This window comes from Priestia sp. ABM2_011 (genome assembly GCF_056158845.1).
Window position 1 is genome coordinate 2305309 of sequence record NZ_JBSWUB010000001.1, and the last position, 15108, is coordinate 2320416.

A 15108-nucleotide genomic window follows, 5' to 3' on the forward strand; every position below is an offset into this window, starting at 1 on the left:
GGAGCGCGAGAAATGCGACAATTGGATATTTTTATAGCGTTTTTTCGCTCAGGTATGCTCGGCTACGGAGGAGGACCTTCAGCTATTCCACTTGTAAAAAAAGAAGTAGTCGATACGTACAAGTGGATGGATGACGATGAATTTGGCGATTTATTAGCAATTGCCAATACGCTGCCTGGGCCTATTGCGACAAAGCTGGCTGGATACATCGGCTATCGAGTCGGCGGTATCTTAGGTCTCGGTACAGCTTTATTTGCAGCCGTTATTCCAACCGTTTTTTTAATGGTATTACTGTTGACCACTTTAACGCAATTTAAAGATCAGCCCTGGGTTATGGGGATGACCAAAGCAGTCGTTCCTGTAGTGGGAGTGATGCTCGCGGTTATGACATGGGATTTTTTCAAAAAATCAACGTCTGGTTTAGGCTGGACGCCAGCTATTATCTTACTCATTATTAGTTTAGGACTAATGGAATTTGCCCATATTCATCCAGCAGTTATTATTATTGTACTTATGGCAGCAGCTTGGATTCCGCTAAAACGAAAAGGAAAAAAAGGCGAAAGTGATGAGCACAAGCAAAAGAGGGAATCGGTATGATTTATATTCAGCTATTTATGGCGTTTTTTGTTTCAAATATTTTAGGCTATGGAGGCGGACCTGCGTCGATTCCGCTCATTCAAAAAGAAGTTGTAGACCGCTACCATTGGCTTACCGTTAAAGAGTTTAGTGAAATGCTGGCAATTGGAAATGCGCTTCCAGGTCCAATTGCGACAAAAATGGCAGGATTTATCGGATATCAGCAGGCAGGGATTTTAGGCTCGGTGATTGCTCTTTTTGCAACGATTGCTCCGTCGGTTTTGCTTTTAGTCATTTTACTTCGAATATTATTTAAGTATAAAGATTCACCAAATGTTAAGAAAATGACCAACTACATTCGTCCCGTAATCGCTATTTTACTTGGCTTAATGGCGTATGAATTTTTTATGAATTCATACGGTGATTCAGGTATATGGCAAACTCTATTTTTAGTAGCAGCCAGCTTTCTTTTATTGGAAAAATTACGTGTGCATCCAGCGTTCGTTATTGTCGGAGCACTCGTATACGGAGCTGTTTTTCTTGCTTAAATGAAGCTCTCAAATGCTGAGAGTTTTTTTGTAAAAGAGACGAAAAGAGGGAGAACAATGGTTGAAAAAGCACTATTAGAAGACGTGCAGGACCTGGTTAACCTGCGAATGCTGCTCATGAAAGAACTGGGAGAACTAAATGGGAGTGAGAAGCTGTTTCGAAAAGCGACAGAAGAATATTTTACTGCGAATATAAATAGCCCAAATAATTATACGGCTATTTTAAAAGTCGATGGAAAAGTTGTATCAGCAGGAAGCCTCGTCTTTTTTATACGTCCGCCTTCACCGGGTAACCTTCAAGGAAAAGAAGCATATGTTATGAACATGTATACAGCTTTTGATCACCGAAAGCACGGCTATTCTTCCGCTATTTTAAAGCACTTGATGCAGTACGGCCAAAAAAGTGGTGTAAATCGAATATGGTTAAATGCTTCTGCCGCTGGAAAAAGCTTGTATCAAAAACATGGATTTATTGAATATGACTCTGAAATGGAATACGTGTTTGAAAAAAATTAAAGTGACAAAACTCTTGATAGAGATAGGTTTGAAGGGGCATTGGTTTTTAAAAAATAAAAAAAATTAATAAAAAGTGTTGACGAAGATAAAAAAACCATTCATAATACAAATCAACATCACACAACATTACACACAACTTGGAAGCGACAAACAGTTTCAAACGATCGGAACTGATTATCCAAGTACGCATACATAGTCAATACTGAGCTTTGATAGGAGCACGAGTAGAAAAAATTTCCCTGTATCAGAGAGCTGACGGTTGCTGCGAGTCAGAACAAAAATTTTTTCGAAGTACATTCCTTGAGCATCTTTTCCGAGCAGGAAAAGACGGCCTGGCCGTTATTTTAATGAAGAGGCAAGCAAAATGCTTGCAACTAGGGTGGTACCGCGAATTTTCGTCCCTACTGACTCTTAAGAACAATCTTAAGGGTGAGTAGGGACTTTTTGTATTTCGGTCCATTATAATTTTATATCCATTACAAGCGATGAAAAGAGCATAGTAGCAAAATCTTCCCTGTATTCAGAGAGCTGATGGTTGGTGCGAATCAGTACAAAAGAGATTGCGAATTACATTCTTGGAGCTTTCTTTTGGCAATAGTCAAAAGCGGCAATAGCCGTTATCTTAATGAAGAGGCAAGCAATGCTTGCAATTAGGGTGGTACCGCGATCAATTCGTCCCTACTGATACAATCAGTAGGGACTTTTTGTATATCCGCATAAGCGGCTGTGTAGGTGTAAAACGGATTTTTAAATACAAACTAAACGAAAAGATCCGTTCAAGGTTGTAAAATCAAAGGAGGATTTTTAAAATGACAAAATCACTAGAACAATTACGAGGACAAATCGACGAAATAAATTTAGAAATTTTAGAATTATTAAATAAACGCGGTGAAATCGCACAAGAAATTGGAAAAGTAAAAGGTACACAAGGTGTGAATCGCTTTGATCCAGTTCGTGAACGTAAATCATTAGATCAAATCTTAGCTAACCATAATGGTCCATTCGAAGCTTCAACAATTCAGCATATTTTCAAAGAAATTTTCAAAGCAAGCTTAGAACTTCAAGAAGACGATCACCGTAAAGCACTTCTTGTATCTCGTAAAAAGAAATCAGAAGATACAATCGTTGACATCAACGGCACAAAAGTAGGACCTGGAAACTTAGAATTCGTAATGGGACCATGTGCAGTAGAAAGCTACGAACAAGTAAAAGAAGTGGGCTTAGCGCTTAAAGAACAGGGCATTACATTAATGCGCGGCGGAGCGTTCAAACCACGTACATCACCTTACGATTTCCAAGGTCTTGGAGTGGAAGGATTAAAAATCTTACGTCAAGTAGGAGATGAGCTAGGTCTATCAATTATCAGTGAAATTGTTTCTCCTCAAGATATTGAAACGGCTCTAGACTACGTAGATGTGATTCAAATTGGTGCACGTAACATGCAAAACTTCGAGCTATTAAAAGCTGCAGGTTCTGTAGACAAACCAATTCTTTTAAAACGTGGATTGGCAGCAACAATTGAAGAATTCATTAACGCTGCTGAATACATTATGTCTCGCGGAAATGGAAACATTATTCTTTGTGAACGCGGTATCCGCACATATGAGCGTGCAACACGCAACACATTAGATATCTCAGCTGTTCCAATCTTGAAAAAAGAAACGCATTTACCAGTTGTAGTAGACGTAACGCATTCGACAGGACGCAAAGACTTACTATTACCATGTGCAAAAGCAGCGATTGCTATCGGCGCAGATGCTGTAATGGCAGAAGTTCATCCAGACCCAGCAGTAGCACTATCAGATTCAGCACAGCAAATGAACATTCCTGAATTCCACAAATTCATGGAAGAATTAAAAGGTGCAGCAGTAAAATTATCTTAATTTCATAGTGATACAGTGATAAGAAACTAGTAGCAAACATTTCCCTGTCTCAGAGAGCTGACGGTTGGTGGAAGTCAGTACAAAAATGTGAGCGAATTACACTCTTTGAGTACTCTTTTACAGAGCGGTCAGCGGATCGTTAACAATTCGAGGTGGCAAGTAATGTTTGCAACTAGGGTGGTATCGCGAGAAAAACTCGTCCCTATGACGTAGGGGCGAGTTTTTTATTTTTTATAACAGAAAGGAATCGATAATATGAGATATTTAACAGCAGGAGAATCGCACGGACCTCAATTAACAGCGATTATTGAAGGAGTACCAGCAGGACTTGAGTTAACAGCCGAACATATTAATGAAGACTTAGCAAGAAGACAAAAGGGACATGGGCGCGGACGCCGCATGCAGATTGAAAAAGACCAAGTTCAGATTAAAGGCGGTGTTCGCCACGGTGAGACGCTTGGTTCACCAATTGCTTTAGTCGTTGAAAACAAAGATTTTACGCACTGGAGAAATATTATGGGTGCTGATCCAGTTGATCATGATGAAGAAGTAAAGAGACAAATTACAAAACCTCGTCCAGGTCACGCGGATTTAAATGGAGCGATTAAATACGGCCACAGAGATATGCGAAACGTATTAGAACGTTCATCTGCTCGTGAAACGACGGTACGAGTAGCCACAGGCGCAGTTGCCAAACAAGTATTAAAAGCTGTAGGTGTAAATATTGCATGTCACGTACTTGAAATCGGCGGTGTGAAAGCTGAAAAAACGGCATATGAGTCGCTAACAGAACTTCAGGAAAAAACTGAAGCGTCACCTGTTCGCTGCTTAGATGAAGAAGCGGGACAGAAAATGATGAAAGCAATCGATGATGCAAAAGAAAATGGAGACAGCATTGGTGGCGTAGTGGAAGTAGTAGTAGAAGGAATGCCTACTGCAGTAGGCAGTTACGTGCACTATGATCGTAAGTTAGATTCAAAGCTAGCTGCTGCTATTATGAGCATTAACGCGTTTAAAGGCGTTGAAATCGGCGTAGGCTTTGAAGCAGCTCGCAGACCGGGAAGTGAAGTCCATGATGAAATTCTATGGGATGAACAAAACGGCTATACGCGTAAAACGAATAATGCAGGAGGTTTAGAAGGAGGCATGACAACAGGGATGCCGATTGTGGTGCGAGGCGTCATGAAACCTATTCCTACCTTATACAAGCCGCTGCAAAGTATAGATATTGATACAAAAGAGGCGTTTGCTGCAAGTATTGAACGATCAGACAGCTGTGCAGTACCGGCGGCAGCGGTTGTAGCAGAATCCGTGATTGCTTGGGAACTAGCATCTGCTATTATCGATCAATTTGGGGCAGATCGAATTCAGTTAATTCAAGAAAATGTAAAAAAACACGAAGAATACGCAAAGCAATTTTAAAGAATAGAGGAGAATGAAAGGTGAAAACACGTGTATTACTTATTGGCGTTGGCCTTATTGGAGGATCATTAGCGCTAGCTATGAAGAAGCATCGTCACGTAACAGTCGTTGGAGCTGATATCAACACAAATGAAGTACAAGTAGCCAACCAGCTAGGTATCATTGATTATGTAGCTGAAGATATAAAAACAGAAGCAGCCCAAGCAGATTATATCGTGCTTGCTACTCCAGTAGAGTATACGACAGCATGGATACACGACCTTTCTACTTGGAAGCTTAAAGAAACGGTTATCGTAACGGATGTCGGAAGTACAAAAGGTGAAATTATGAAAGCAGCCCAAGCGCTGAATAAAAAACGTATTTCATTTATTGGGGGGCATCCGATGGCTGGTTCTCATACGAGCGGTGCAGTCAATGCACGAGCGGATTTATTTTGTTCGGCGCGCTATATTTTAACGCCGTTTGAAAATGAGCAAAAAGAAAAAATAGATGCGCTTATGCATTTGCTAGAGCCTACAAGTGCACAATTTGTACCGCTTGATGCAGCTACTCATGACCAAATCACCGGAGTTGTCAGTCATTTACCACATGTGATTGCAACCAGTCTAGTAAGACAAGTCAAAGGCTATTCAGCAAATAATCATCTTGTTACAGAAATGGCGGCAGGCGGTTTTCGAGATATTACGAGAATTGCTTCAAGCAACCCTCATATGTGGAGAGACATATTAAAGCAAAACCGTTCTATGCTTTTAACATTGCTAGATGACTGGATGAAAGAAATGGAACAAGTAAAACTATTAGTAGAAAAAGGTGACGGACACGAGTTATTTGATTACTTTTCAGATGCTAAAGAATTTCGTGATTCGCTTCACGCATAAAAGGAGAGACAGATTGTGACAGTAAAAGCTTTACGAGGAACGATTCAAATTCCAGGAGATAAATCCATTTCTCACCGTTCCGTCATGTTTGGTTCAATTGCAGAAGGAACAACAACAATTAACGGATTTTTGCCGGGAGATGATTGCCTTAGCACCATTTCCTGCTTTCAAAAACTAGGTGTAGATATTCAAATGATTGATGAACAAAGCGTCGTGGTAAAAGGAAAAGGTATACAAGCGCTAAAAGAGCCATCTGATATTTTAGATGTCGGAAATTCGGGCACCACGATTCGCCTCATGATGGGGATTTTAGCAAATACACCCTTTCATTCAACGTTAATTGGAGACGAATCTATTGCCAAACGCCCTATGAAGCGTGTGACTGGTCCGCTTCGTGATATGAATATTCATTTAGACGGCCGAAAAGACGCTAATTTTACACCGCTTGTTATTCGAGGTGGGAAAGCAAAAGGTATACACTATACATCTCCTGTTGCAAGCGCACAAGTAAAATCAGCTATGTTACTTGCTGGACTGCAGGCGGAAGGAACAACTTCTGTAACGGAACCGGCGAAATCGCGTGATCATACAGAACGTATGCTAGAGGCGTTTGGAGTTAAAGTGAAAGAAGAAGGATTAACCGTTTCAATTGAAGGCGGTCAAACGTTAAGAGGAACGCATGTAGAAGTGCCTGGTGATATTTCGTCAGCTGCATTCTTTTTAGTAGCGGGGGCTATTATTGCAAACAGTCGCATTAAAATTCAAAAAGTGGGGATGAATCCGACTCGAACGGGTATTTTAGAGGTGCTTTCAAATATGGGGGCTTCGATCGAGACAGTCAAAGAAACAAAAGAAACGGCGGAACCCTATGCAGATTTAGTTGTAGAAGCTTCTCATTTAAAAGGCACAGAAGTAGGCGGCGATTTAATTCCACGTTTAATCGACGAAATTCCAATTATTGCACTAGCTGCCACACAAGCAGAAGGGATTACCGTTATTAAAGATGCTGCAGAGTTAAAAGTCAAAGAAACAAACCGTATTGATACGGTAGTAAATGAGTTAACAAAAATGGGTGCTAATATTGAGGCCACGGAAGATGGAATGATTATTCACGGAGGCACAAAACTTCACGGGGCAAATGTAAACAGCCACGGAGATCACCGCATTGGTATGATGCTCGCTGTTGCCTCTTGTATTGCAAAAGGGGAAACAATTATTGAAAATCGTGACGCGGTATCCGTGTCTTACCCGCAGTTTTTTGCTCACTTAGAGTCTTTACAGCAGTAAATTCCCTTATTATGTTAAAATAGCAGTTTGAAAGTTGTAAGGAATTTATAAAATTAAAACCAATGACTCTATATTTCGCCGGAGAAATCCGATATAATCATTACAACACCTCTAGTATTAAATAGAATTTGGTGAATGATTATGTTTTTGATGATTGTCTACATCGGGGCCATTTTATTTTTTATAAAAATGTTTATGGATCGAGATTTTATTTGGTTTTTGTTTCTATTACCATTTTTGATGTTTGTTATGTTTTTTGAAACAGACTACCTTGATCATGTCCCTGAATCTGGAAGGTTAATTATCTTTACTTTTTCTTTTCTAGTCATTTATGCAATGGTTTTGGTGTATAATCGATACTTTAGAAAAGAAGGATGTAAAGAGTAAACTCAAATGTGAATCCATTGATAATGATAAAAAAAGCATGCCCTACGGCGTGCTTTTTTTATCGCTTGAATTGACATCCACTGGTGTAAGCGGCTTTTTAGCAGGGCCTTCTACCACAGATCCGTCGTAAGAAAAACGAGAACCGTGACAAGGACAGTCCCACGTGCGGTCACCGGCGTTCCAATTTACTTCACATCCTAAGTGCGTGCATGTAGTATCGACGCAGTGAAGCTTCCCTTGAGGATCTTTATACGCCCCCGTACGTTTGCTGTTTACATATACGACCGACCCTTCATCATTTTGAAGCTGATCGAGTCCTTTTTCAGGCATTGAAAACTTACCGGTAATAAAGTGTTCAGCCACATCAAGATTTTGACGAAAGAAATGCTTAAGGCTAGGGTCCGCATAAAAACGAGACGGATTATACAACTCTGCATATGGGTTGTCTTTCCCGGTTATTGCATCTCGGATAATATGTGCTGCAATGGTGCTATGAGTCATGCCCCATTTTTTAAATCCGGTAGCAATAAAGATATTTGGCTTGCTTTCTTTAAGGGGCCCGATATATGGAATTTTATCAAGCGTAAATAAATCTTGTGCAGACCATTTATAACGAAAATGTTGGACAGTAAAATTTTCTTCGGCGAACCTCTGAAGGGACTCATAGTGAAACATAGTATTAATTCCTTGTCCAGCTTTGTGGCCTTCTCCGCCAATTAAGATGAGTTCTTCTCCGTCAACTTTTGTTGAACGCAGCGAATGAGTAGGCTGATCAGCACTTAAATACATGCCTCCAGGGTAAGCTTGTTCAACTTTTGCTGCTAACACATACGAACGTTTGGCATACATACGCGTATAGTAAAAGCCCGCTCCATCATAAAATGGAAAGTGTGAACACGCCACTACATATTTGCAAGAAATGCGATGTCCGTCTCTTGTGACAACGGTGGGCGATGTGCTTTCTTCTACATCCGTTGCTACGGTGTTTTCAAAAATCAATCCGCCGCTTTCTGTGAATTTTTTTACTAAATGAAGCAGATATTTTAACGGATGAAACTGAGCTTGATCTTTCATAATAGCTGCTGCTCTAATATCAAAACTAAAAGGAAGCTCTGTTGCAAATTCACATGGAATATGTAATCGCTGATAGGCTCGAAATTCTTTACGAACTCGATGGTCAAACTCCAGCGTTTCTCCGTATAAGTAAGCATCTTGTACTGAAAAATCACAGTCAATGTTTTCCGTTTGAATTAAGTTTTTCATAAACTGCAGAGCTTGTTCGTTTGCTTTATAATACAGCAGCGTTTTTTCTTCGCCAATGTGTGAAAGCAGTTCATCGTAGATAACGTCATGCTGAGCTGTAATCTTTGCTGTTGTGTGACCGGTTGTACCATTTAAAATATTATCAGCTTCAATTAACGCCACGTTCAGTCCTTCTTTTTGTAATAAATAAGCCGTTGTAATACCGCTAATACCGCCTCCTACTACTACAACATCAACTTTTCGATTTTCTGAAAGAGATGGGTATGTTGGAAACTTTAAATGATCGCGCCAGTAGGGCTCAGTATCCTTTGGGATATTTGCCAATTTATTCACCTCCATATGATAAGTCTTATTTTTACCATAGTTTTCTAAAAAAATGTATGCAAAATAAAGGAATCTACTCTAATAGCACCTCTTGGCTATACCTATTTAAAGAAAAGGAGGGGAAAAGAGTGATTACAATCAGCCTTTGTATGAATGTTGCGAACAAAGAAGAGGTTAAACGAAAATATTTGGTCTTCAAGATTCTTCTTTTTCAACGTGGCTTCCGCACCTGCACCTTGCCGTCTGCTACGAAAGAATTGGTGAATAAAAAGCAAAGTATGAAATAGTAAAGGTTACAGATTTAAACATGAAGAGCAATAAATTCATATAAATGATAGGGAGTATCATATAATAAAAGTATAGAGGCTGAATTCGGCAAAGGGCATTGAAACATCAAGGTCCAAATAAAAGGGCAAACGGCATGTTTGTCCTTTTTTCATGATTATAGTGACAATTTTCATATATAGTAATAAAGTATATATATAGCAAAAAAATCCCAAATTTCAAGAATATAAAAAACGGCTTAAAACCAAAACAAGTTGTACTCTCAGAGTATGTAGAACGTGCAAAAAAACGAAATAATATGTAGTATTGTAATACAGGACGTAATTGGGAAGAAAAATGAAAACGTTGACAAAAAGAGGAGGGGTACCATGTTGGGTTCACTACCTAATGTTATAAATACGTCAACGCTTGTGTCTTCAAGTGAACAACAAGAAGCGTCATCTGAATCATTTAAAACATATACTCATAAAGGAAAAAAATTCAAGGTCTATTTACCTAAATCTTATCATATTTTAAAATCTTACCCACTAATGGTTATGCTGCATGGATGTACACAAAATGCAGATGATTTTGCGATAGGCACGCAAATGAATGAGCTCGCCGATGAAAAGGAATTTATTGTCGTATACCCACAGCAGTCTTCTAACTCAAATATGAATAAATGCTGGAACTGGTTTGAACCGCTCCATCAAATTAGAGGGTTTGGCGAACCAGCTATTATCGCAGGAATTGTAAAAAAAGTCCAAAACATGCACTTTATTCAGAAAAATAAAGTGTTTATTGCCGGTCTGTCGGCAGGAGGAGCAATGAGCATCGTTATGGGGGTAACGTATCCAGAACTATTTGCTGGAATAGGTGTGTCAGCAGGTATCGAATATCAGGCGGCTCTTAACGTATTTAATGCGTATTCTGTCATGGCCAGTAAAGGTCCTTCCCCCGTTAAACAAGGGAGAATTGCTTATCAACAAATGGGAAAACGGGCAAAGCCACTGCCGCTCATTGTATTTCATGGTAACGCTGATTCTACGGTAAATGTAGCCAATGCAGATCAAGTGGTTCACCAGTGGATTACAACGAATAATCTTGCTTATAACGGAAGAATAGATGGATGGATTCAAGATAGCCCGGTTAAAACGAGAGAAGAAAAAATTCTCTTTGGACGTGATTATACCACATATCGCTACGAAAGCAGTAAGGGAGAATTGGCTATTGATAAATATATTATCAATGGAATGGGGCATGCATGGTCCGGAGGGAATTCAGCGGGCAGCTATACAGACCCTAAAGGCCCCAACGCTAGCCGAATCATGTGGGACTTTTTCATGAGTCAAAAAGTATAAACAGAGCATATAATGAGGTTCAGTTGCGTTCTTATCGCAGAGAAGAAGAGCTGAAAGTAGCTCTTCCGGCCCTTATTAGTATAAAAAAGCAGCTGTAGGAACCATCATTTTAACTAGACGTGTTTTTCTAAAAATTAGGATTTGATTATTTAGAAAACGGGTACTGTAATAAAGAAAATAAGAAGCCGAAATTACATAGCTTAGGATTGACAGCTTATAGTTGTAAATGTAAGATAACTGCGAGCTGCATTTTGTATGATTAAAACATTAAAATAAGCCGAAAACTGAAAAAATAAATAGAAATCGTAAGATGAGCGGGTAAGGAAAAGGAGATTAAAAAATGAATATTGCATTTTTCTTAGTACCAAAAAGTGATGTTGTAACACTAAATATTCAATCCACATTAAGACAGGCTCTTGAAAAAATGGAGTATCATCGCTATTCTACAGTTCCGCTGGTTGACGATGATGGTAAATATGTAGGCGTTCTTACTGAAGGAGATCTTCTTTGGAAGTTAAAAAGCCTAGGAGACTATCGCTTTCAAGATACGGAAAATATTAAATTAACAGAGATTGACCGCTATCAAGATTATAACCCAGTTGCTATATATGATGAAGTTCAAAACATCCTTTCAAAAGCAATTGACCAAAATTTTGTTCCTGTAACGGATGATCAAGGTGTATTTATTGGAATTGTGAGAAGAAGAGAAATTCTGGAGTTTTATGCAGAAAGCGCAAGTAAAGTGAAAAATCAAATATAAAAAAGGCCATCTTTAGATGGCTTTTTTTCTTGTCTTAGCTGCCCCGCATATACTCCTAAAAACAGGCTTAGGTCATGGCCCACAGCAATGCACTTCCTTGTACTAGTTTACATAATCTATTTATATATAGGTATAAAATTGCCTATATAAATCTTATTTATAGATAAGGATGGTTTATGTGAGTTACAACAACAAAAAGAACTGTTGCTGGTGTTCTAATCAGTATTATTACAAAACTTCTGGTTATGATCCAAGAAGTAGCCATGAAGGAAAATGCTGTCATAACGATTATAAGCATAACGATCATTGTCCTAAACATGATGATGATCATCGTTCAGGTCATAAAAAATGTCATCATGGCGGGGGTCACGGTGGCGATCACGGCGGTCACCACGGTGGGGGTCATGGCGGCAACCACGGCGGACATCATGGCGGTAACCACGATGGAGGGCATCACGATGGTAACCACAGTGGCTGTCATCACGGCGGACATCACGGCGGTTGTAAAAAACGTCATTGCTGCAAAAGACGTAACTGCTGCTGGGGCTGGGTTTTTTAATACAGGAGCTTTAAAGCAACAGAAAGAACTCAAGAAATTGAGTTCTTTTTTTGTAAGTTGAAACTTATAAACGGTATACTTCGTATATATAGTAAGAGCATTTTGGAGGAGGAAAAAAATGTTTAAAAAAATGTTTGCTAAAATGGGAGTTGGAGCTGCCAAAGTAGATTTACGATTAAATGAAACAGCCTATACGCTCGGTCATGTCATTGAAGGAGCTATTGTCATCCAAGGCGGAAACGTTCAGCAACATATTAATTTAATTGATGTTGAATTTTGGCTTGAAGTTCAAATGAAAAGCGGTCAAATGCATACACATCGTGTGGAAAGCCTGCGCGCAGCTTCTGCATTTACAATTAATGAAGGTGAGAAAAAGGAAATTCCATTTACATATCATTTACCTTTGGATCTTCCAATCTCTGCGAGCAACGTTAGCTATTTCTTTAAGACACACTTAGATATTGAAGGGGGAGTTGACTCAACAGACCGGGACCCTGTGCGCATTAAAGCTCCAAAAAGCTTATATCAGCTAGTAGAGGGCTTTGAAACACTTGGGTTTAGAGAAAAACATCATTCAGGAAAATTTAACGGATACAAACAAGAATTTGCATTTTTTCCTACAGACTTCTTAAAGGGATATGTAAATGAAGTTGAGTTTGAGGTAGCCATTGAACGAGAAGGTATCCGAATGCTATTGGAGCTAGATTTGCCTTCTTTCGGCCGGGAGAGGGAAATAAAAAACGAACTCTTTTTTACAAATGATGAACTAAGCCATCCATCCACTATCGCTCGTTTGCTGGAAGAAGCGATGGAAGAGATGATGGAAAATCCTCGAGACTATGAATACTATAAGCCTTCTCACTATGATCAGCATTCACATCATCCACGTATGAGCGGGTTAGGAGGAGCAATGGGAGGCTTTGCAGCCGGTATGTTAGGCGGGCTGCTCATTGAGAATTTGATCGATGATATGTTTGAAGACTCGGCGCTTGGTGAAATTGGAGAAGATATTGAAGAAGCCGGGGAGGATCTGTTGGATGGAGACTTTTTTGATGGAGGAGACGATTGGTAAAAGGGATTTTAAATAACTAAAAAGGATGATTAATGATGATCATCCTTTTTTTCTTTCTTCTTTCTTTTTTTTACTTCTATATACTTAATGTGAAAATCTTCTATAATCAAAACTTTAAAGTAAAATTGCTCATGCTGAATGATATCATTTTTGGTCACATCAAACTTTTCGGTTAACACCCATCCGGCAATGGTATCTACTTCTTCGTCGCTAATATCCGTACCAAGTAAATCATTTACTTGACTAATGAGCATTTTTCCGTCAAGAATGTAATGATCGTCTTTAATTTTTTGTACATAAGGAATTTCGTCCGTGTCAAACTCATCTCGAATTTCTCCCACAATTTCTTCAATAATGTCTTCTACTGTCACAAGCCCCGCCGTTCCACCATACTCATCAAAAAGAATAGCCATTTGAATGCGTTCTTTTTGCATCTTTACAAGCAAGTCATGAATAGGTACGGTTTCAATCACTTTAAAAATAGGCTTGACATATGATTCTAACGTATTAGTTCCGTCTTTTTCGTTAAATACAATATCATTATAAATTTCTTTAATATTAACGAGACCAATTATCTTATCTTTATCCCCATCTTCAACAATTGGATAGCGGGTATATTTTTCGACATTTGCAATTTGCAAAAAAACCTCTACCACGTCATCTTTAGAAGCACTTACAATTTCCGTTCGTGGGACCATTACTTCTTTAGCTAAACGGTCATCAAAATCAAAAATTTTGCTCATATATCGATATTCGGACTGATTAATTTCACCGCCTTCAAAGCTTTCAGATAACAAAATGCGAAGTTCTTCTTCACTATGAGCAGCTTCATTTTCCGAAATCATCGTTATACCAAACATCTTGGTCAACATACGAGCTGAGCCGTTTAATATTTTAATGAACGGATACATAAGTTTGTAAAACACGATAATCGGTTTTGCAAAGTTCAGCGTAATTTGTTCAGCCATTTGAATAGCAAACGTTTTAGGAGCTAATTCTCCTAAGACAACATGTAAAAAGGTAATAACAACAAATGCAATGACAAAAGATAAAATACCAGCAAGCGGCTCGTTCGTATGGAAGGTAGTAAAAAGAGGATGAAGCAACCGATCTAGCGTCGGTTCACCAAGCCAACCAAGCCCGAGAGCCGTGATGGTGATACCAAGCTGACAAGCCGATAGATATTCATCTAGATGCGTAATAACGTGTTTGGCAGATACGGCTTTTTTGTTTCCTTCTTCTAGAAGCTGGTTGATTTTTGAACTCCTTACTTTTACAATAGCGAATTCTGTCGCTACAAAAAAAGCAGTTAATGCAATCAAAACTGCGACTAATAGTAATTTTACGGCGATCATCAAAGTCACCACCTTGTACGTAAATGTATATCTTAAGTGTTAGCCAAAGTGGAGAAAACATGTATTAAATCGGGAAAAGAAAAACGCACATAAAAAAACTGCTTCTATCTTTAAAAAGAAAAAGAAGCAGTTTATTATGTTACATGTTCATTTAGGGGAATTAATCTTAACTTTACCATCATGGTCTATCACATATCGGTTCTACAGTTCAACTGACTTTTAGCAAACGTATTGCGAGCGTGTTATGACACCTCCTTTAACTGTAATCCGAGTATATATGATGCATCTCTCACTCCTCTCTATTAGTTAACTGTATTATAATACATAATTAATCAAAATACTACAAATATTCAGAAAATAATCCAAAATGCATAGTTTTTTGTCATTTTCTGAAATATATGCGCAAAAGAGATTGAGACACAACTATATCAATCGAATCTAAAGGGGAACAAATTGGATAAATGGTCGAGTATGGATCGCTTGTTCCACCGCTGTTGATTTCCGTGCATGACTTCACTTCCCGCAGAAGTCTTCGCCTTTCCCTCCAATCAACAGCTAGAATCAACTCTAAACATAACCTATATTCATCATACTAATGAAAAGATCCGAACGATGAATCGTTCGGATCTTCCTTTAATTAAAATACGTTTGCC

General features: G+C 38.8%; 15 protein-coding genes and 3 other annotated features. Of the genes, 13 read left to right on the forward strand and 2 right to left on the reverse strand.

Translation table 11 applies throughout. The features are described from left to right. Positions 1–12: 12 nt before the first annotated feature. The 8 genes from ACXAE4_RS12535 (at position 13) to ACXAE4_RS12570 (ending at position 7497) form a co-directional block, all read left to right on the forward strand. Positions 13–597 carry a chromate transporter gene (locus ACXAE4_RS12535; RefSeq protein ID WP_028412785.1) on the forward strand — a complete coding sequence of 195 codons (585 nt, stop codon included), beginning with the start codon at positions 13–15 and terminating at the stop codon, positions 595–597. Further along, a complete protein-coding gene (locus ACXAE4_RS12540) occupies positions 594–1124 on the forward strand; it encodes a chromate transporter (RefSeq protein WP_014459451.1) in 531 nt (176 codons plus the stop codon). The genes ACXAE4_RS12535 and ACXAE4_RS12540 overlap by 4 nt, the downstream gene beginning before the upstream one ends. Positions 1125–1181: 57 nt before the next feature. Continuing rightward, complete coding sequence (locus ACXAE4_RS12545) at positions 1182–1640, forward strand: GNAT family N-acetyltransferase (protein WP_049165361.1); 459 nt, start codon at positions 1182–1184, stop codon at positions 1638–1640. A gap of 200 nt (positions 1641–1840) precedes the next feature. Then, positions 1841–2046: a binding site (T-box leader), on the forward strand. A gap of 70 nt (positions 2047–2116) precedes the next feature. Continuing rightward, positions 2117–2323: a binding site (T-box leader), on the forward strand. Positions 2324–2449: 126 nt separating this feature from the next. Next, positions 2450–3523, forward strand: a complete 1074-nt coding sequence (locus tag ACXAE4_RS12550; RefSeq protein WP_013057698.1) for a bifunctional 3-deoxy-7-phosphoheptulonate synthase/chorismate mutase — start codon at positions 2450–2452, stop codon at positions 3521–3523. A 6-nt stretch (positions 3524–3529) separates the two neighbouring features. Then, positions 3530–3730: a binding site (T-box leader), on the forward strand. 48 nt (positions 3731–3778) lie between these two features. After that, positions 3779–4945: a chorismate synthase gene (gene aroC, locus ACXAE4_RS12555; RefSeq protein ID WP_028412787.1), complete on the forward strand. Its 1167-nt coding sequence runs from the start codon at positions 3779–3781 to the stop codon at positions 4943–4945. A 20-nt stretch (positions 4946–4965) separates the two neighbouring features. Beyond that, the gene (locus tag ACXAE4_RS12560; protein ID WP_028412788.1) at positions 4966–5823 is read left to right on the forward strand and encodes a prephenate dehydrogenase; all 858 of its coding nucleotides are present in this window, start codon (positions 4966–4968) and stop codon (positions 5821–5823) included. 15 nt (positions 5824–5838) lie between these two features. Beyond that, complete coding sequence (gene aroA, locus ACXAE4_RS12565) at positions 5839–7110, forward strand: 3-phosphoshikimate 1-carboxyvinyltransferase (protein ID WP_154990331.1); 1272 nt, start codon at positions 5839–5841, stop codon at positions 7108–7110. A 141-nt stretch (positions 7111–7251) separates the two neighbouring features. Then, positions 7252–7497 (forward strand): hypothetical protein, encoded by a 246-nt coding sequence (locus tag ACXAE4_RS12570; RefSeq protein WP_013057694.1) that lies wholly within the window; start codon positions 7252–7254, stop codon positions 7495–7497. A 42-nt stretch (positions 7498–7539) separates the two neighbouring features. Here the strand turns inward: ACXAE4_RS12570 and ACXAE4_RS12575 are convergent, their stop codons facing one another. Beyond that, entirely contained in the window at positions 7540–9084 is a 1545-nt protein-coding gene (locus tag ACXAE4_RS12575) for an FAD-dependent oxidoreductase (protein WP_028412790.1), read from the reverse strand. A gap of 128 nt (positions 9085–9212) precedes the next feature. On the opposite strand from ACXAE4_RS12575, the gene ACXAE4_RS12580 reads away from it, so the two are divergent. The 5 genes from ACXAE4_RS12580 (at position 9213) to ACXAE4_RS12600 (ending at position 13100) form a co-directional block, all read left to right on the forward strand. Next, positions 9213–9371 (forward strand): hypothetical protein, encoded by a 159-nt coding sequence (locus ACXAE4_RS12580; RefSeq protein WP_155017373.1) that lies wholly within the window; start codon positions 9213–9215, stop codon positions 9369–9371. Positions 9372–9737: 366 nt separating this feature from the next. Continuing rightward, positions 9738–10709 carry an extracellular catalytic domain type 1 short-chain-length polyhydroxyalkanoate depolymerase gene (locus ACXAE4_RS12585; RefSeq protein ID WP_016764703.1) on the forward strand — a complete coding sequence of 324 codons (972 nt, stop codon included), beginning with the start codon at positions 9738–9740 and terminating at the stop codon, positions 10707–10709. Between the two features lie 340 nt (positions 10710–11049). Then, positions 11050–11469, forward strand: a complete 420-nt coding sequence (locus tag ACXAE4_RS12590; RefSeq protein WP_013057690.1) for a CBS domain-containing protein — start codon at positions 11050–11052, stop codon at positions 11467–11469. Positions 11470–11732: 263 nt separating this feature from the next. Continuing rightward, complete coding sequence (locus ACXAE4_RS12595) at positions 11733–12089, forward strand: hypothetical protein (protein WP_176521428.1); 357 nt, start codon at positions 11733–11735, stop codon at positions 12087–12089. Between the two features lie 57 nt (positions 12090–12146). Next, positions 12147–13100, forward strand: coding sequence for a sporulation protein (locus ACXAE4_RS12600; RefSeq protein WP_099331117.1), 954 nt, complete (start codon positions 12147–12149; stop codon positions 13098–13100). 29 nt (positions 13101–13129) lie between these two features. Here ACXAE4_RS12600 and ACXAE4_RS12605 read toward each other — a convergent pair whose 3' ends face one another. After that, positions 13130–14455 (reverse strand): hemolysin family protein, encoded by a 1326-nt coding sequence (locus tag ACXAE4_RS12605; protein WP_047750563.1) that lies wholly within the window; start codon positions 14453–14455, stop codon positions 13130–13132. Positions 14456–15108: the final 653 nt, after the last annotated feature.